This window comes from Erwinia persicina (assembly GCF_014838825.1).
Lineage (GTDB): Bacteria > Pseudomonadota > Gammaproteobacteria > Enterobacterales > Enterobacteriaceae > Erwinia > Erwinia persicina_A.
In genome coordinates, this window is the sequence record NZ_JACYMO010000001.1 from 281,039 (window position 1) to 299,369 (window position 18,331).

The 18,331-nt window shown below is 59.4% G+C and carries 17 protein-coding genes; 11 read left to right on the forward strand and 6 right to left on the reverse strand.

Annotated features, from left to right (window positions below; genetic code table 11):
• Positions 1–62 precede the first annotated feature (62 nt).
• Both IFU29_RS01295 and IFU29_RS01300 read right to left on the reverse strand, forming a co-directional pair.
• Entirely contained in the window at positions 63–1,094 is a 1,032-nt protein-coding gene (locus tag IFU29_RS01295) for a Gfo/Idh/MocA family protein (protein WP_191932316.1), read from the reverse strand.
• 139 nt (positions 1,095–1,233) lie between these two features.
• On the reverse strand, positions 1,234–2,151 hold the full coding sequence (locus IFU29_RS01300) for a bestrophin family protein (protein ID WP_191932317.1): 918 nt from the start codon (positions 2,149–2,151) through the stop codon (positions 1,234–1,236).
• A gap of 234 nt (positions 2,152–2,385) precedes the next feature.
• On the opposite strand from IFU29_RS01300, the gene IFU29_RS01305 reads away from it, so the two are divergent.
• The 3 genes from IFU29_RS01305 (at position 2,386) to IFU29_RS01315 (ending at position 6,924) form a co-directional block, all read left to right on the forward strand.
• Entirely contained in the window at positions 2,386–3,726 is a 1,341-nt protein-coding gene (locus IFU29_RS01305; protein WP_191932318.1) for an LLM class flavin-dependent oxidoreductase, read from the forward strand.
• Between the two features lie 74 nt (positions 3,727–3,800).
• On the forward strand, positions 3,801–4,280 hold the full coding sequence (locus tag IFU29_RS01310; RefSeq protein WP_191932319.1) for a GNAT family N-acetyltransferase: 480 nt from the start codon (positions 3,801–3,803) through the stop codon (positions 4,278–4,280).
• A 253-nt stretch (positions 4,281–4,533) separates the two neighbouring features.
• Positions 4,534–6,924, forward strand: coding sequence for a TonB-dependent receptor domain-containing protein (locus tag IFU29_RS01315; protein ID WP_191932320.1), 2,391 nt, complete (start codon positions 4,534–4,536; stop codon positions 6,922–6,924).
• Between the two features lie 60 nt (positions 6,925–6,984).
• Here the strand turns inward: IFU29_RS01315 and IFU29_RS01320 are convergent, their stop codons facing one another.
• On the reverse strand, positions 6,985–7,281 hold the full coding sequence (locus IFU29_RS01320; RefSeq protein WP_062743311.1) for a SelT/SelW/SelH family protein: 297 nt from the start codon (positions 7,279–7,281) through the stop codon (positions 6,985–6,987).
• A gap of 145 nt (positions 7,282–7,426) precedes the next feature.
• Here IFU29_RS01320 and IFU29_RS01325 point away from each other — a divergent pair, with 145 nt between their 5' ends.
• From IFU29_RS01325 to yghX, 3 genes are all read left to right on the forward strand, one after another.
• Positions 7,427–7,606, forward strand: a complete 180-nt coding sequence (locus IFU29_RS01325; protein ID WP_187509186.1) for a hypothetical protein — start codon at positions 7,427–7,429, stop codon at positions 7,604–7,606.
• Positions 7,603–8,478: an ABC transporter substrate-binding protein gene (locus IFU29_RS01330; RefSeq protein WP_191932321.1), complete on the forward strand. Its 876-nt coding sequence runs from the start codon at positions 7,603–7,605 to the stop codon at positions 8,476–8,478. The genes IFU29_RS01325 and IFU29_RS01330 overlap by 4 nt, the downstream gene beginning before the upstream one ends.
• A 91-nt stretch (positions 8,479–8,569) precedes the next feature.
• The gene (yghX, locus tag IFU29_RS01335) at positions 8,570–9,457 is read left to right on the forward strand and encodes a YghX family hydrolase (RefSeq protein WP_191932322.1); all 888 of its coding nucleotides are present in this window, start codon (positions 8,570–8,572) and stop codon (positions 9,455–9,457) included.
• Between the two features lie 19 nt (positions 9,458–9,476).
• On the opposite strand, the gene IFU29_RS01340 is transcribed toward yghX, so the two are convergent.
• Together IFU29_RS01340 and IFU29_RS01345 are read right to left on the reverse strand one after the other, a co-directional pair.
• On the reverse strand, positions 9,477–10,376 hold the full coding sequence (locus IFU29_RS01340) for a LysR substrate-binding domain-containing protein (RefSeq protein ID WP_191932323.1): 900 nt from the start codon (positions 10,374–10,376) through the stop codon (positions 9,477–9,479).
• Positions 10,377–10,507: 131 nt separating this feature from the next.
• Positions 10,508–10,903 (reverse strand): (R)-mandelonitrile lyase, encoded by a 396-nt coding sequence (locus IFU29_RS01345; RefSeq protein ID WP_342214445.1) that lies wholly within the window; start codon positions 10,901–10,903, stop codon positions 10,508–10,510.
• Between the two features lie 452 nt (positions 10,904–11,355).
• Here IFU29_RS01345 and IFU29_RS01350 point away from each other — a divergent pair, with 452 nt between their 5' ends.
• From IFU29_RS01350 to IFU29_RS01370, 5 genes are read left to right on the forward strand one after another with little or no spacing between them, the layout of a single operon-like run.
• On the forward strand, positions 11,356–13,452 hold the full coding sequence (locus tag IFU29_RS01350) for a TonB-dependent receptor (protein ID WP_191932325.1): 2,097 nt from the start codon (positions 11,356–11,358) through the stop codon (positions 13,450–13,452).
• A complete protein-coding gene (locus IFU29_RS01355) occupies positions 13,442–14,359 on the forward strand; it encodes an ABC transporter substrate-binding protein (protein ID WP_191932326.1) in 918 nt (305 codons plus the stop codon). Before IFU29_RS01350 ends, IFU29_RS01355 begins: the two co-directional genes overlap by 11 nt.
• Entirely contained in the window at positions 14,356–15,345 is a 990-nt protein-coding gene (locus tag IFU29_RS01360) for a FecCD family ABC transporter permease (RefSeq protein WP_191932327.1), read from the forward strand. Before IFU29_RS01355 ends, IFU29_RS01360 begins: the two co-directional genes overlap by 4 nt.
• Positions 15,338–16,369 carry a FecCD family ABC transporter permease gene (locus tag IFU29_RS01365; protein WP_191932328.1) on the forward strand — a complete coding sequence of 344 codons (1,032 nt, stop codon included), beginning with the start codon at positions 15,338–15,340 and terminating at the stop codon, positions 16,367–16,369. The genes IFU29_RS01360 and IFU29_RS01365 overlap by 8 nt, the downstream gene beginning before the upstream one ends.
• Before the next feature lie 12 nt (positions 16,370–16,381).
• A complete protein-coding gene (locus IFU29_RS01370; protein ID WP_191932329.1) occupies positions 16,382–17,170 on the forward strand; it encodes an ABC transporter ATP-binding protein in 789 nt (262 codons plus the stop codon).
• A 578-nt stretch (positions 17,171–17,748) separates the two neighbouring features.
• Here the strand turns inward: IFU29_RS01370 and IFU29_RS01375 are convergent.
• The gene (locus tag IFU29_RS01375) at positions 17,749–17,958 is read right to left on the reverse strand and encodes a YdgH/BhsA/McbA-like domain containing protein (protein ID WP_062743301.1); all 210 of its coding nucleotides are present in this window, start codon (positions 17,956–17,958) and stop codon (positions 17,749–17,751) included.
• Positions 17,959–18,331: the final 373 nt, after the last annotated feature.

Sequence of the window (18,331 nt, forward strand, 5' to 3'; positions counted from 1 at the left end):
ACAGGCCCCCTGAAAGTGTACTGCCGTTTGTCGTGGTACAGCCGTCGGGCCGGGGGGAAAGGTTATTTTTCCTCGTTAAACACCTGACCAATCTGACGACGTACTTCATCCATCGCGCTTAACGTGGCCAGCGACGCCGACAGCGGACGCACCGGCGATTCAGTTTTCCCCTGACCGACGCACCAGGCAAAATGCACCGCCTCATGGAACAGTTGATCGTAACGGTTACGCGGCTCGTCGAAGTGCAGCACTTTCCCTCCCTGGCTGGCGGTCAGCGTAAACGGGCCGGGGGCATAGAACGACCCGGCAATATTCAGCGAGGCATCGCGCCCGGCAATCACCGCACCGCCCGGCGTATTGCTGAACAGCGTGGTATTCAGCACCGAGTGCATTCCGTTGTGGTGCGTCAGCAGCATCGAGGCCTGTCCGTTCACCCCGCCAGGCACCGGCTGCCCGGTGGCATAAATGCTGGCAGGCGCACCGGCCACCTTGACGCTGAAGCCAATCAGATAGCTGCCCAGATCGAGCATCGGGCCACCGGCGAGATCGGCGTTAAAAATACGGTGATCGGGGGTGAAATATTCCCCGTGGTCGGCCAGCAGGGTATGCAGATCGCCGAGCGCACCGTCTTCCAGCAGCTGACTGATGACGTCATATTTTGGCAGGAAGTCACACCACATCGCTTCCATACACAGCAGGCCTTTCTGCTGTGCCAGTGCCGCCAGCGCCCGGCCTTCAGCGGCGTTGAGCGCCAGCGGTTTTTCAATCAGTACGTGTTTACCCGCGTTCAACGCCTGCAGTCCGTCCGGGTAGTGATGGTTGTGTGGCGTGGCGATATATACCGCATCAATATCCGGCTGGGCCAGCAGCTCTGCGGCACTGCCAAAAGCCTGCGGGATCGCCATCTCACGAGCGAAAGCGTCGGCACGTTCCTGTGAGCGAGAGGCGACCGCCACCAGCTGCTGTGCGGTGCCTGTTTTCAGGGCTCTGGCAAACCGTTCGGCGATCCATCCCGGGCCGATAATCCCCCAGCGCAGGACAGGCACGGTTTTGGCATCAAGGGTACGGGGTTGGGGTAACTGCGAAGGAAACATGAACGCTCCTGACATAAGGGGTAGGGTGATGATTTCACTATAGTCAGCAGCAGGAACAGGCGGAACGGCTTTGATGATGGGTTCCCATCAATCGGCAGGCAGACGGGCGAGCCTGCGGTGGCGGTTCGCCCGTCAGCCATCAGGTCAGATTAAATTTCGCGTCAGGCTGGTGTGCCGGCGGCAGTGGGGTCAGGTCGTTCATCTCGCTGAGAATGCGTTCAATGGTGTTACAGATGGCGTCCAGCGGCAGATCGTTCGGGGCGATGCCAAACGGATCTTCCAGCTCTTCCGCCAGCGACTCCAGCGACAGGAAGGTGTAAGAGATAAACACCGACACCAGCGGCGTCATGTAGTGCAGATCGGCCACCAGAGCGAACGGCAGCAGGGTGCAGAACAGATAAACCGTGCGGTGAACAATCAGACTGTAGGCAAAGGGGATCGGCGTGGTGCTGATACGCTCGCAGCCCCCCAGAATATGCGCCAGATCGTTAAGATTGCCGTCCATGCCGTTATACAGCAGGTCAGGAATTGCACCTTCGTCACGGCGGTCTGCCAGCCAGCTCCCCATACACAGCAGCAGACGGTTGGCGCGAAACGGACTGGCCAGTACCTCTTCCTGTACGCTTTTCGGGGCCAGACGGCAGATATCCTCGCGGGCGTCGGTGCCGCGCAGCTGGTGCTTCAGGCTCCAGCTAAACGCCATCAGCAGGCCGCCAAGCTCACGCACGGCGGCGGGGTCACGGCGCAGTGCGCCACGGGCCTGGCGCAGCAGGGAACGCTGGGCGATCAGCAGACCGCCCCACAGCGTGCGCGCTTCAACAAAACGGGCATAGCTGGCGCTGTTACGAAAGCCGAGGAAGATGGCAATCGCCACCCCCAGCAGGCTGAATGGGGCGGTGGTCAGGCGAACGCCGAGAGTTTCATACCACTGATAACAGATCACGGCGAAGACGGCCATCAGCAGGTTAAGGCTGAGGCGGAACAGAATTTTCGATAATACCGCCCCGTGCCAGGAGAACAGGCGCGGGAACCAGTGCTGATGGGGACGTACGATCATAACGCAGGACTTCCAGAGTAGTAGCGGGCAAATAACATCGGGTTAACCAAAGCGCCACATCATACCGGGCCGCACGGGCGAGGAAAACGTAAACCTGCTGCCATACTCTCTCCGGCCGGCGGAAACGCGCGCTGGATAGTCTAAATGCGGCATTGCAAAGCGGATATTGGTATTTAATTCCGCAGCGGTTTTATGGAAATCTGGGGGCATATTCACCATCACAGGGAGAGAACCATGAGCCAGAAAACCCCACAGCGGATCAAGCTCGGCCTGATGCTACAGGGCGCAGGTGGCTTTATGAACGCCTGGCGTCACCGCAGCGTGCCTGCCGATGCCAGCGTTAACGTCAGCTGGTATCACCAGTTAGCCCATCAGGCAGAAGAGGCGGGGCTGGACTTTCTCTTTGTCGCCGACGGCCTGCATATCAATGAAAAATCTCCGCCGCATTTCCTCAACCGCTTCGAACCTGTCGCTCTGCTGTCGTCGCTGGCGGCGGTGACCCGACGTATTGGCCTGGCGGGGACCATTTCGACCTCCTACAGCGATCCGTTCACTGTGGCGCGCCAGCTGGCGTCGCTCGATCTGTTAAGCAACGGCCGGGCGGGCTGGAATGTGGTGACCTCGCCGCTGGCCGGTTCGGCGCGTAACTTTGGTAAAGATCACCCGGAGCACGGTGAGCGCTATGAGATCGCCCGCGAATATATTGAGGTCGTACAGGGTCTGTGGGACTCCTGGGAAGAGGGGGCCTTCATTCGCGATCGGCAGAGCGGCGAGTTCTTCGATGCCAGCAAGCTGCACAAGCTGAATCACCAGGGCACGCATTTTTCAGTGGAAGGGCCGCTGAATATCCAGCGGTCTGCGCAGGGCCAGCCGGTTATCTTCCAGGCCGGTGCCTCGGCGTCGGGTATCCGGCTGGCCGCCGCCTCGGCGGATGCGGTATTCACCAATGCGCGCACGCTGGAAGAGGCCCGGACCTATGCCACTGAGCTTAACCGGCAGGTGCAGCAGCAGGGCCGCACCCCGGTAGGGATCTTCCCCGGGATCAATCCGATCGTTGGCGCAACGGCGGCAGAAGCGGAAGAAAAATACCGCTATCTTCTGTCACTGCTGTCGCTGGAGCAGGCGCTGAACTATCTCGGCCGCTTCTTTGACCATCATGACTTCAGCCAGTACGATCCGGACGGCCCGTTCCCGGAACTGGGTACGCTGGGAGAAAACAGTTTCCGTTCCACCACCGATCAGATTAAGCGCCTGGCGGCAGAAGAGCAGCTGACGCTGCGCGAATTGGCCTTCCGCACCACGCTGCCGAAGGGGGAGTTCTTTGGCACGCCGGAACAGGTGGCAGAGACCTTTATTCGCTGGGTGGAGCAGGGCGGTGCCAGCGGGTTTATTCTCTGCGGGCCGGTACTGAATGAAGCGCTGGACGATGTGGTGCGCCACGTGCTGCCTGTCCTTGAAGCCCGCGGCTACTGGCACAACGATGATACCCACATCACCCTGCGCGATCGGCTGGCTATCCCGGCGCGGCCTAACCGTTACAGTCTGGCACGTGAACATTTGCGCCAGGCAGGCTAGGGCATTTTCACTTTAGTCAGCAGGATGAAGCGGTTATGCTGACGGTCATCAACCGTCACACTCAGGGAATAAGCATGACTACTGTTATCCGTCGCGCAGAGCGTCAGGACGCAAAACTGATCCTCGCGATGATCGCCGAGCTGGCCGACTATGAAAAAGCGCTGCACGAAGTGGTGGCCAGCCAGCAGGATATTGAAAATTCACTCTTCGCGCCCGGATCACCCACCGAGGCGCTGATGTGTGAAGTGGACGGCGAACCGGCCGGATATGCCGTGTTTTTTACCAGCTACTCGACCTGGCTGGGAAAAAACGGTATTTACCTGGAAGACCTGTACGTCAGTCCGCGTTTTCGCGGCCAGCAAGCCGGAAAAACCCTGCTGCGCCATATTGCGCAGCAGGCGGTGGCGCGCGGCTGCGGCCGTCTGGAGTGGAGCGTGCTGGACTGGAACCAGCCGGCCATCGACTTTTACAAAAGCATCGGTGCTGCGCCCCAGGATGAGTGGGTACGCTACCGCATGGAAGGCCAGGTACTGACGGACTTCGCCGCGTCCTGACCCCTCACAGCATGAGCGCTTCACCAACAGGCACCCCGGATGGGGTGCCTGTTTTATTTCAGCATCAGAGACCGCTGAGTATCATGTTGCAATGAATTGACTATTTCTGTCACATTATGATTGATAATGATTATCATTTGTATATGATGTCGCAAATTATAACGCTTTTTGCCCTGCCTGCAGGGCCTTGTTCGTTGATATTTCTGAAGCTGTTGTTGAGCGAATACCAATAAAAACATCGCAGGTATTTCGCATGATTAAGTTTTCATCCCCTCAGGGATTACTGCACACCTCACTCGTGGCAGGGACCCTGCTCAGCGTGACCCTCTCCGGCAGCGCAGCCGCCGATAGCGACCGTAACGCGGTGACCGCCAAAGCCCGGCAGCAGAATGCAGCCACAACGCCTGACGACGACGCGGTGATGACCGTGCTGTCGCCGGTGGTAAAAAATGTGGCCGGCAGTTCGGTGACCCTCAGTGCCGCAGAGATGCAGCAGCGCGGTGGCAATGATTTTGGCTCCATCATGCGCTACCAGCCGCTGATCGGCGCGGTAGGCAGCAGTGGTGGTTCTTCAACCGGGAAAAGTGGCTTCGATCGCGGTGGTTACACCGGCTATAACATTCGCGGGCTGGAAGGCAACCGCGTTGCCCTCGACGTCGACGGGATCCCTCAGCCTGAGGCCACCGGGCGCAGCTATGCCAGCCGTGCCGGGGTCAATACCTTCGGGATCGGGCGTGACTACATTGACCCGTATCTCTACGGTCGCGTTGAGATCGAATCCGGTGCCACGGCCACACAGCGCGCCAATACCGCGCTGGGCGGCACCGTCTCCTTCCTGCCCAAATCTGCCGATGATTATCTCACCCCGAATAAGCACACGGCATTCGGCTTCCAGAGCGATTACGACTCCGCCAGCCGCAGCTGGCATAACGGCATTACCGCCGCTGCCGGAGATGACACGCTGCGTGGCCTGGTGGTGTACAGCCGCCGTGATGGCCAGCAGACGCGTAATAACAGCGATGAGTTTGACGCTTACCCGGCCAACTGGCACTCCGATGCGCTGTTAACCTCGGGCATCTGGCAGCCGAACGACGAGCACAAGCTCACCGGTACGGTCGACTTCTACAGCAAAGTGAATCACACCCATTACGACAGCTGGAACAATAGCGGCACGGCTATTGACGGCACTGCCAGCCAGCAGAGCAATACCCGGCGCTGGGGCATGAGTTTGAAAGATGAGTGGACGCCAGCCAGCGCGTGGATCGACAGCCTGAGCAATAAGATTTACTACCAGCATACGGAAGCGCACGACAACACGCTGATGCCGTTAGCGACCGGCGGCGCGATGCAGCGCGTTTACTCTGACTACAACGTCAACACCTGGGGCTATGAGGCACAGCTGACAAAAAACCTGGGCCGTCACGATCTGCTGGCCGGGATCAACGGACGCCTCTCGGAAACGGAACGTCCGTTCAGCCAGTCACCGGCACAGAGCGGTACGGGCATGACCACAAAGCCCGAGGGCGACAGCCGCACCCTGGTGCTGGGTGCCTTTGTCCAGGACAGTATTCTGTTTGACCTCGACGGTCATGCGTTCTCAGTGGTGCCGGGCGTGCGCGTTGCGCATCAGGAAACCAAACCGCAGAACCTGGGGAATATGGCCGCCGGTACTGACGTACTGACGCCGGAAGACGCAGAGAAGCTGTACGGGAAAACCAACAGCGACACTCAGCTGTTACCGTCCATCAGTTTCAACTACGACCTTACCCCGCAGCTGATGACGTACGTGCAGTACAGGCGCGGTGCGCAGTTCCCGAACGCCAGCCAGCTCTACGGCTCGTGGAACCTGGGTTCCAGCTATTTAGGTAACCGTCAGTATGCCCTGTTAGGCAATACCGATCTGGATACTGAAACCAGCAATAACGTTGAGTGGGGCATAAAAGGCCAGGCCACCGAAGGCGTCACGCTGCACGGGGCCATGTTCTACAACACCTATAAAAACTTTATTGCCTCCACCCGCTACACCCGCGCGGGCGCACCGGACAAGTTCGTCAATGTCCCGGCGAATATTGCCACCATCTATCAGGCGGAAAACCGCGATAAAGCCTATATCTGGGGTGGGGAAGTCAGCACCAAAATTAACTATGGTACCTGGTTTGAAGAGGTAAACGGCCTGAGCACCACCTTTGCGCTGGGCTACAGCAAAGGTCAGGCAAAGTCCCGCTATGACGGTGACAGATATGTTGACCTCGACAGCGTAGCCCCAATGAAAGCCGTCGTGGGCGTCGCGTGGGATGATCCGGCACAGCGCTTCGGTACGGCACTGACCGCCACCTTTGTGAAAGGCAAGCAGGCACAGAGCACCAGCCGCAACAGCTATCAGAACAGCGGCACTGCGCTGGCCGACAGCACCACAGAATATACCCGCGTGCCGGGTTACGGCATGCTGGATATGACGGCGTGGGTCAGGGTGGCGAAAAACGTTAAGCTGAGTGGCGGCGTGTATAACCTGACCGATCGCCAGTACCGGGATTACCTCAGCAGCCGCGATCTGACGGACGTCACCGCCCGCGATGCTAACGATCGGGCGCTGGCGGTGATGCCGGGGCGTAACTTCCAGCTGGGGGTGAACGTCGACTTCTGAGGGGGATAGCCGCCAGCCTCCGGCACGGGATGACCGATTGCGGTCATCCCGTTTCATCCTTTATTCCGCGGGCTTCGCGTGCTGGTCAATGTGCCCGAGGTCACGCTCCGGGAAACAGACGGCGCGCAGGCGGCGCTTGATTTCAGCAGCATCCGGGAAGCCGTTATCGGTTTTACGGTTCCAGATCACCTGCTGGTTCACGGTGATTTCGTATACCCCACCGGTACCCGGGATCAGCGTGACCGCGCCGAGGTCGGTACTGAACGTATGCAGCAGTTCCTGCGCCATCCAACTGGCGCGCAGCATCCAGTTGCACTGGGAACAGTAGTGTATGGTTACAACAGGTAATTGACTCACAGCAGGTCACCTCCTCAGGCAATAAACGTTACTTTCCGCAGCGAAAAACAGGCCCAAGTGTACCTTAAAGGGACCGCTACACTCAGCGCCCGCGTAAAAAATAAACCCCCGCGACGGGTGGGCGGGGGCATTGCCAGAGCGCTAAATGCGATTTCACGCTGAACATTCTCCGATTTCTTCTTTGTTCTGTCAGGGCAGCTTTGTTATTGCTGTCATTGACCTCTGGCAAAAGAAGGAAGGCTTAATGGATATCGACGGGTTTTACCGCAGGCACGGCGGTGCTGACCTCACGCAGGCGCAGCGTGAGGAGGGCAAGCGCGGATGACCTTACGTATTGGCAGTCACCCCCATCTTCTCTCCCTGTTTATTTTGCGCCATCGCGGGGTGCTGGAAACCGCGCTGGCCGCGCACGGCGGCGTGGTATGGACAGATTATGATCACGCCGGTGACGGCGCTGTCCTGCTGGCAGAGCAGGCACTGGATGTGATCGGCACCGGCTCAACGCTGCCCGTTCTGGCCCGCAGCGGCGGCCTGGATGTCGCTTATCTGGCAGCATCGCCTGACCGGGCGGCACCCTGCGCGCTGCTGGCCATGAAAGACAGCGCACACCGGAATACGCGGGCGCTACAGGGGGCGCGTATTGCCGGGATGCGCGGAACCGTGACTGAACCGTTTCTGGCCGGGCTGCTGTTACAGCACGGGCTGACGCTGGACGATATCACTCTGGTCGATCTTAACGGCAGCGATGCCGCCCGCGCGCTGCGCGAAGGGCGCGTCGATCTGTGGGCCGCGATCGATCCCTGGCTTACCGCTGCGCAGGAGGCAAAAAAAATACGCTGTCTTGCGCAGTCAGGTGAGGCGGTACGAAGCCGGGCGCTGGTCTGGTGTCGTGAGCGCTGGCTGCGTCAGTCGCGGCCGCAGGCGGAGGTGCTGCTGACGGTGCTGGCGGACAATGACCGCTGGATAGCCGGGAATCGCCAGCAGGCTGCCGGGATTATTCATCACCATTTACCGGGTTCACCGGGCGTGGACCGCTGGCTGGCGGCCATCCGCAACCAGGCCTGGGGCATCCACCGCGTGACGCCAGCGCTGCTGTCCGAGCAGCAGCGGCAGGCGGACGATCTGCTCGCCGCCCGGTTTATTCCGCAGCCGCTGACGATTAGCGTTGCGGCCGAGCCGTGCCGGGCCTACCTTTAAACAGGGTACGACTGTGACAGGTCGACCCTGGATCCGCGCCGTACCTGCACAGGACGGCACCCTCTGACCCGCCCCGAACGGAGCCTGACGCATGACACGTATGACGGCAAAAGACTTCCCGCCTGAACTGCTCAACTATTTTGACTACTACGTCCATGGAAAAATCAGCAAGCGTGAGTTTCTCGATCTCGCCGCAAAATTTGTCGTCGGTGGCCTGTCAGCGGCAGCGCTGGGGACCCTGCTGACGCCGAATTATGCCCTGGCGCAGCAGGTTGAATTTACCGATCCTGATATCCGTGCGGAGTATATTCACTACCCGTCACCCCAGGGCCACGGCAGCGTAAAAGGGTACCTGGTGCGCCCGGCGAAGGTCACCGGGCGGGTGCCGGCGGTGGTGGTGGTGCATGAAAATCGCGGCCTGAATCCCTATATCGAAGACGTGGCCCGGCGGGTGGCAAAAGCCGGGTTTATCGCCCTGGCCCCTGACGGATTAAGCTCTGTCGGCGGCTACCCGGGCAACGATGAAAAAGGGCGCGAGCTGCAGCAGCAGATTGACCCGGAAAAGCTGATGAATGACTTTTTTGCGGCGATCGAATTTATGATGCAGTTCCCGGCGGCCAGCGGCAAAGTGGGTATCATCGGCTTCTGCTATGGCGGCGGGGTGGCGAATGCGGCAGCGGTGGCCTGGCCTGAATTAGCGGCCGCCGTGCCGTTCTATGGTCGTCAGCCGAAAGTCGAAGATGTGCCGAAAATTAAGGCTCCGCTGCTGCTGCACTATGCGGAGCGGGATACGCGCATTAATGAAGGGTGGCCTGCGTATGAGGCCGCGCTGAAGGCGAATCATAACGTGTATGAAGGCTACGTGTATAAAGGGGTGGATCACGGCTTCCACAATGATTCGACGCCGCGATACGACAAAGCCGCTGCTGACCTGGCGTGGGAGAGGACGATTGCCTGGTTTAACCGCTATCTTGTCTGAAGTGAGCAGCGGGAAGGGCTTATTCCTGACGTGGATAACGCAGAGCCTCGATCAGGCGGGAAAAAGCCGCCGTATGCTGCTTACGGCTGGGATAATATAAATAATACCCGGTAAACGGCTCGATCCAGTCGACCAGTACCTGCTCCAGGCTGCCGCTGGCCAATGCTGTCTCTACGCTGTCCTCCGGTACGCAGGCCAGGCCCAGGCCGGCGATTGCCGCAGCAATGCGGGGTTCAAGGCTGTCAACGACCAGCTGGCCTTCTACCCGCACGCGGATCTGCCGCTGACCCTGCTTAAACTCCCAGGCATACAGGTCGCCCATGGTCGGCAGACGCCGGTTAATACAGCGATGATGTTGCAGTTCCTGTGGCGTTTGCGGGCGGCCGTGGCGGGAAAAATACGCCGGTGACCCGACGATCGCCATACGCCAGGCGGGACCGATGCGCACCGCAATCATGTCTTTCGCCACCTGTTCACCCAGGCGGACCCCGGCATCGAAGCGGCCGCTGACAATATCAGTCAGCGTATTGTCCACGGCGATCTCGACATTCACCTCGGGATAGTGCGCTAAAAAGGGCTGAAGGGCGGGCCACAGCGTGGTGGTGACCGCGTGTTCACCGGCCGTGAGGCGAAGGTTGCCGGCCGGGACGGAGCGCATTTCCGTCAAGGCAATCAGTTCGGATTCAATCTCATTCATGCGGGGAGCGATAGCATTAATTAACTTTTCGCCCGCTTCGGTCGGAGCCACGCTGCGCGTGGTACGCGTCAGTAAACGAAGCTGCAGACGCTCCTCCAGCGCGCGGATCGAATGGCTGAGGGCCGACTGCGATACGCCCAGTCGGGCTGCAGCTTTGGTAAAGCTGCGCTCCTGAGCGACCACCATCAGAGAGATGAGATCGTTAACGTTTTCTTTTAACACGTTTTACTCCGGCACGCCGTTCGCTTGGTACCGGCAGTGTAAGCCTTCCCCTTGACTGATGCGAAAAATTCATAAGTCATGACGCTAAACATTCCGGCGGCAGGGGCTCCGTCTTTGCGGCAAAAGCCGCATTAACCCGGATATTGCGCCTCGCTGACGTGTTCCAGCCAGTCCACCACGTTGCCCTCCTGCGCTTCGGCAATGGCAATATGGGTCATCGCGGCATCCGCCCCGGCACCGTGCCAGTGCTTAACGTCGGGACGGATCCAGACAATATCTCCGCAGGCAATCGCCTGGGCTTCTTTGCCCCATTCCTGCACCCAGCCCTGACCTGCTGTGACAATCAGCGTCTGCCCAAGCGGGTGGGTGTGCCAGGCGGTACGCGCACCGGCTGAAAAGGTCACGGTTGCACCGCCTGTACGGGCCGGTGCGCTGGCGTTAAACGGGGCATCGATGCTGACCGTGCCGGTGAAATAGTCGGCCGGGCCTGCGACAGCAGGTTGACTGCCGCTTTTAATAATCTCAATCATGACTTCTTCCTCGTGTTGTGAGCTTTCATCTTAGGCCATTCCCGCAGGCGAATTGAGTACGCCGGGCATCTAGACGTCATGAGCTGAACTCATTAATCGCCGCTTTTGTCAGGATTAAGTCTGTATTACCGGCGCGTTTAGACTCGGTTACGCTAATTTTGAGACGGTAACGTGTGATGATGATCACATTTTAAAGCAAAAGAACGGCAAGGGTCGGGCAGTGAGAAATGCGTGCTTAATCTCTTTTTATTATTTTAATTCAGTGGGTTGTGCAGGGTGGAATCGGTTCTCTTTCACAGTGTAAGCAAGGCGTAAGGAAAAATGTCTAATTATTCCGGTTGTTACCGTAAATGATAATGATAATAATCCCATTCGCATTTTCACTGGTGCCGTCAGGCGCATTTAGCCTGCCCGAAGGGCGGGTTTTCCCCAGGTAAAAGGATCGTGAGATGAAAGTCAGGGCGCTTTATTCGCTGATGCCACTGCTGCTGGCAGGGCCTTTGTATGCAGAAGAGACGGCGGGCGACGGTGCGGATATGGTGGTCAGCGCCAGCCGTACCGCCAGCGAAAAGAAAGATTCACCGCAGGTCGTCACCATCATTACAAAGCAGCAGATTGAGCAGCAGAGACAGATCACTTCTGACACCTCGCAGATCCTCAGCAACCTGTTGCCTTCTTTCTCGCCCAGCCGGCAGAAAATGAGCGGCAGCGGTGAAACCCTGCGCGGCCGCACGCCGCTGGTGATGATTGACGGCATTCCGCAGTCGAACCCGCTGCGTCCCACCGGGCGGGAAATGCACACCATTGATGCCTCGATGATTGAACGCATTGAGGTGATCCACGGCGCAAACGCCAGCAACGGCATTGGCGCGGCGGGCGGGGTGATCAACCTGATCACCAAACGACCGGAGCCGGGGGCGCTGAATCAGCATTTTGGCATCGAAACCTCATCGCCCACCTCGCAGCTGAAGGGCGATACCATGAGCTATAAGTCCACCTACAGCGTGAATGGCCGCGAAGAGTATCTCGACTACCTGTTCTCGGCGAGCTATGAGGATCAGGGCCTGTACCTTGACGGCAACAACCGTCCGGTCGGTGTAGATAACACCCAGGGTGACCTGATGGATTCACGCGCCTATGACCTGCTGGGGAAGGTGGGCTACTGGCTGGACGACGATCAGCGTATCCAGCTCAGTGCCAGCTATTACCAGCTTAAGGGCAAGAATGACTACCTGAGCGTCACCGGGGATCGCGATCGCGGCATTCCCACCACCTCGATCAAGGGTACCCCGGAAGGCGATGCGCCGCATAACAGCGTGTGGAACACCGCAGTGACCTATGACAACTACAACCTGGCCGGCATGCAGCTGACGGCGCTGGCGTATTATCAGCATTATGAAGCCCTGTTCGGTTCTGCGCTGTCCGGTTCATTCCAGGATCCCAGCATTGCGCCTGTCGGTACGCTGTACGATCAGTCGCGTGCGGTCACCACCAAGTACGGTACCAAGATGGCGTTGACCAAAGCGGATATCTGGGACGACTATCTGAAGGTAACGCTGGGCTTCGATACGCTGTTTGACCAGTCAAAGCAGGATCTGTGGGGAACCGGGCGTACCTATGTCCCGGAAATCAAGTACACCGACCTGTCACCGTTCTTACAGCTGGAAGTGACGCCTGTCGAATCGCTCAAACTGTCGGGCGGCGTGCGCTATGAGTATGCCCGCCTGGATATCGACAGTTACCAGACCATTGCCAGCGCTAACAGCGTCACGGTGGAAGGGGGCAAGCCGGACTTTGATAAAACGCTGTACAACGTCGGTGCCGTCTGGACGCCGATAGCGCCGCTGAGCCTGTTTGCCAACTATTCGCAGGGCTTTGCCATGCCGGACGTGGGCCGCGTGCTGCGCGGTATCAATCAGCCGGGCATGAGCGCCGGCACCTTCCTGAATCTGCAGCCGATTGTGACGGAGAATACCGAATACGGCTTCCGCGTGGATCAGCAGCCGTTTGACTTTGAACTCAGCTACTACGAGTCAAAGTCGAAACTTGGCAGCCGCGTTGACCGCGTCGGGGATATGTATGTCACGCGCCGTGAGAAAACGAAAATAGACGGGTTTGAAGGCACGTTGGGCTATGCAGTGAACGACGATCACCGTCTGAAACTGAGCTATTCCCACATGCGCGGCCGCTATGACAGCGATGATAACGGCAGCCTGGATGCGAAACTCGACGGCCTTAACGTCTCTCCCGACCGCATTATCGCCAGCTGGTCTGCCAACTGGTCACCCCAGTGGACCTCGTTTATTCAGGCCAACTGGGCGCTGAGCCGCGAATTTGATGAGGAAGATAAAGACTTTACCGGCTACGCGCTGATTGATGCTGCCGTGGGCTACAAGCTGCCGCGCGGACGGATTAACCTGGCGGTCTCCAACCTGTTTGATAAACAGTATGTGACCTATTATTCGCAGAGCGCGCTGGTGGAGCCTGACCGCTACTTCTCCGGTCGTGGACGCACGGTGACGCTGGGTTACAACGTTGATTTCTGAGGTCTTACCCTGTCCTGAACGACGCTATCTGCTGCGGCTGGGGGCGGGGGTTGTGGCCGCCTGTTTTCTGGCTCCGGCCCGCGCCACCCCAGCACCGCTCAGGGTGATCACGCTGTTCCAGGGGGCCACAGACGCCGCGGTGGCCCTTGGGGTGATCCCCTGTGCGGTCGTGGATTCATGGAGTGAAAAACCCACTTACCGCTATCTGCGTGCGGCGCTTCAGAACGTGCCGCACGTCGGGCTTGAAACCCAGCCCAGCCTGGAAGACATCGTCCTGCTGCGGCCGGACGTCATTATCGCCTCCCGATTTCGCCATCAGGCGCTGGCACCGCTGCTGAAACAGATCGCGCCGCTGGTCATGCTGGATAACGTCTTTGAATTCAGAGAGACCGTCCGCGCCGTGGGCGCGGCGGTCAATCGTCAGCAGGGGGCACGGGATCTGCTGACCCGCTTCACGCAGCGTGTCACCCGGCTGCGCGGCCTGCTGGCACAGCATTTTGCTGCTCGCTGGCCGCTGACCGTTTCGGTGCTCGATATCCGGGCTGACCACCTGCGCAGCTACCTGCCGCAGAGTTTTCCCGGTACGATCCTCAACGAGCTGGGTTTCACCTGGAATGAGGCCGCCCGGCAGGGAACAGGCGTGTCGATCAAACTGAGCGGACGCGAGAGCCTGCCGGTGGTCAACGCAGACCTGTTCTTCGTGATGCTGCACGCGGAAAAAGCCGTGGTGCGGGAAAACTATCAAAGTCTGGTCAGGCATCCGCTGTGGCGGCAAATGCAGGCACCGCAGCATCACCGGGTGTGGCAGGTGGACAGTGTGACCTGGGTACTGTCGGGCGGAATTATCGCCGCCAGTGCGGTACTGGACGACATTGAACGTCTGTTACTGACGGAGACGGCAGCATGAGCCCCGCGCTGAAGCTCGGCCTGCTGACGCTGCTTCTGGCCTGCGCGGTGGTGCTCAGTCTGATGACCGGGGCCAGCTGGATCTCTCTGCCGCAGGTCTGGGGTGCGCTGGTCCGCCATGATGCCATGAACCTGCAGCATATCCTCGTTACCACCTCCCGCCTGCCGCGTACCCTGATGGCGCTGTCCGTGGGGGCCAGCCTGGCGGTAGCCGGGGCGCTGATGCAGGCGCTGACGCGTAATCCTCTTGCCTCGCCCGGCCTGTTTGGCATCAATGCCGGCGCGACTTTTCTGATTATTCTCTGCAGCTCGCTGTTCTCCGTTGCCTCCCTGAACGGCTTACTGTGGTGCGCCTTTGCCGGCGCGGCGCTGGCAGGCACGCTGGTGTGGACCATCGGCACGGCGGGGCGCGGCAGCTTAAATCCGCTGCGCATTGTGCTGGCGGGGGCGTCGATCACCGCCCTGTTTACCGCCTTCAGCCAGGCCCTGCTGGTTATCGATCAGCAGGGCCTGGATACGGTGCTGTTCTGGCTGGCCGGATCGCTGACCGAACGCGAACTGTCGGCAGTCTGGCCCGTTCTGACGCTCAGTGCGCTGGGGCTGGGTATGGCACTGCTGTTTGCCGGACAGCTGAATGTGATGAACGCGGGAGACGACATCGCCACCGCGCTGGGACAGCACGCCGGACGCATCCGGCTGCTGCTGGCAGGGTTGATTGTGGTGCTGGCCGGTTGCGCCGTGGCGCTGGCCGGTAGCATTGGCTTTATTGGTCTGGTGGTACCACATATGGTGCGCAGAACCCTTTCCATCGACCACCGCTGGCTGCTGCCGGGCTGTGCGGTGGGCGGGGCGCTGCTGCTGCTGCTGGCCGACATGCTGGCGCGGGTGGTGATCCTGCCGCAGGAGGTGCCGGTCGGGGTGATGACCGCGCTGTTCGGCGCGCCGTTCTTTATCTGGCTGGCACGGCGCGGAGGACGTTATGGATAAGATGATCACCTTCCGGCGCGGCGGCTTCTCCCGGCAGATCAACCTGAGTACCGCAGGGCGGGTGCTGCTGGCGACGGTCGCACTGCTGCTGGTCATGCTGCTGTCGCTGACCCAGGGTAAAGTGACAATGTCACCGTTAACCGTCCTGCGACTGCTGGTCAGCGACGATCCGGGCGGTATGACGTTTATTATTCAGCAGCTGCGCCTGCCGCGCATCGTGCTGGCGGGACTGGTGGGCGGCGCGCTGGCAGTGTCGGGACTGATCCTGCAAAGTATCATCCGTAATCCGCTGGCCTCGCCCGACCTGCTGGGCATCACCAGCGGTGCCGGAACGGCCGCCGTGCTCTATCTGGCTTTTTTCAGCCTGACATGGGGCGACGGTCTGCTGCCGCTGGCGGTCATGGCCGGGGCCGGGCTGGCAACCGGCTGCGTCTGGCTGCTGGCCTGGAAGCAGGGTGCTTCACCGCTGCGGCTGGTGCTGATCGGCGTGGGCATTTCGGCGCTGCTGGGGGCGGTGACTACGCTGGTGCTGGTCTTCAGCCCGCTGACCACCACGCTGTCGGCGTATCTCTGGCTGACGGGCAGCGTCTACGGTGCCACCTGGTCGCAGGCAACAGCGCTGGCACAGTGGCTGCTGGCGATCCTGCCGCTGCTGGTCTGGCTGGCGCGACAGGCGATCGTGCAGCAGCTGGATCCGGGCCTGGCGGGGGGGATTGGCGTACGCGTAGAGTGGCAGCGCGGCGGGCTGCTGCTGGTAAGCGTGGCGCTGGCTGGCGTAGCCATTGCCTGGGGCGGGGCGATGGCGTTTGTCGGGCTGATTGCCCCACACATTGGCAAACGGCTGGTTTCCCCCGGCTTTACCGGACAGGCGCTGATGAGTGCCCTGGTGGGTGCCATGGTGCTGATGCTGGCTGACCTGATCGGCCGGGTACTTTTTCTGCCGGCCGATCTGCCCGCGGGCATTTTTGTCGCCGTGCTTGGTACGCCGTTCTTTTTATATCTGCTGATCGCACAGCGTCACTAAGGAAGCTGAGTTATGACGGCCATCGCCGCCCGCAGTCTGACCCTGAGTTACCAGAATCAGACCATTATTGACGATCTGGACATTTCGCTGCCAAAGGGCAAAGTGACGGTCCTGATCGGCAGTAACGGCAGCGGCAAAAGCACGCTGCTGCGCGCGTTTGCCCGCCTGCTTAAACCTCACAGCGGCTCGGTATGGGTCAACGGGGGAGACATCCAGCAGAAATCCACAGTCAACGTGGCACAGGAACTGGCGATCCTGCCGCAGAGTCCGGTGGCCCCGGAAGGGATTAACGTGCGCCAGCTGGTGAGCCTGGGGCGTTACCCGTGGCAGAACTGGCTGCAGCAGTGGTCAGCACAGGATGAGGCGGAAGTGGACGCCGCCCTGCAGCGTACGGGCACCATCGAACTGGCGGATCGCCCGGTTGAAGCGCTTTCTGGCGGGCAGCGGCAGCGGGTCTGGATTGCCATGACGCTGGCGCAGAACACCGGCATTCTGCTGCTGGATGAGCCCACGACCTTTCTCGATCTGGCCCATCAGATTGAGGTGCTGGATCTTCTGCGCGACCTTAACCGGCAGCAGAATAAAACCATCGTTATGGTGCTGCACGATCTGAATCTTGCCTGCCGCTACGCCGACCATCTGATCGCCGTCCACCAGCGGGGCGTGGTGGCCGAAGGCGCACCGCAGGCGATCCTCAGCGAGGCGCTGGTAAAAACCGTTTTTGACCTCAACTGCCGGATTATTGACGATCCATTCTACGGCACGCCGCTGGTGATCCCGTTAAGTCGGGATCACGTCTGAGGGTTGCCGCTAGCGGCCGCACGACTGCAGGCAGCGCTGCAGGGTACTGCTGCAGCCGCTGCCGCTGTCCCGGTCGCAGCGGCTGTTTTCTACATAACACCGTTGCGGGCAGCCGCTGTCCGCCGCCGCGTGTGCCTGGGGTAAAAGGGAAGTAAGCAGTAAAAGGATCGGTATTCGCATCATCATTCTCCGCCGTCATTTCAATCGTTCCTGTTTATTCTGGTGCAGAAAGGCCCGTCTGGCGACCATGCTAAAGCATGGCCTCATGCTGCGCCTCTTCTGAGCGGATTGATATCGACACGGGAAGAACGGGATCGAACTGACCGGCTGCAGTTTTTCTGCGATCTGGTGTCTGGCGGCCGTTTGCACCTGCTGAAAGAGACCGACTTTGCCGCCGCCACCCGCATGGGCCGGGAGGGAGTTACCGGGCGCTTTCAACCACCCGCCTTGCAATGCGATGCAGGAGGCGGTGGTGCGGAAGGTAGTGCAAAAAAGGGTGGCGTCGGCGTAGTGACACTGTCTTTTTAACGTCAATAAAAAAGCCCCTTTCGGGGCTTTTTATTAAATCAGAAGGCCACTTATTTAATCAGTTCAGCGGTCATGTGCACGCCGTTATTAAAGTTGGCTTCGGTGATTTTGTAGCTGCTGCCCGCCTGCTGGGCCTGCGCGGCAATCTGCGCTTCTGCTGCGGACAGGGTAGAGGCGGTGGCGGTAACGCTCTGGGCAAAGCTGCCGAAGGAGATCAGAGACAGGGCGGCAACAGCGACGAAAGTTTTGATGGTTTTCATAATGTATTCCTCAGGGTATTTTTATAAGATAAGGCGTGTCGCCTTGATGTGATAAATACTACGCCTGCTAATAATCAACTGATAGCGGAATAAATTGCCAGTAATATTCAAAATATATGAACAAGAGAGGCGTGACGAGCATCACAAAAATTGCCTTGATGTCCGCGACTTCTCTGGCCTCGTCAGGCGAAATAAATCGCTTCCTGCGACTGGTGGCCCCATGGAGGTCGAAGCAGAAGAGGGAGAACCTGCGGTTATTTCTAAGAGAAACGACGTTAAAAAACGCCATCAAACTGAAATAAAAAGTTAATTAATTGACAGCTTATACCCGTTTCTCATAACGTTATTCCAGCCCAATACCCTTAAAGAGAAT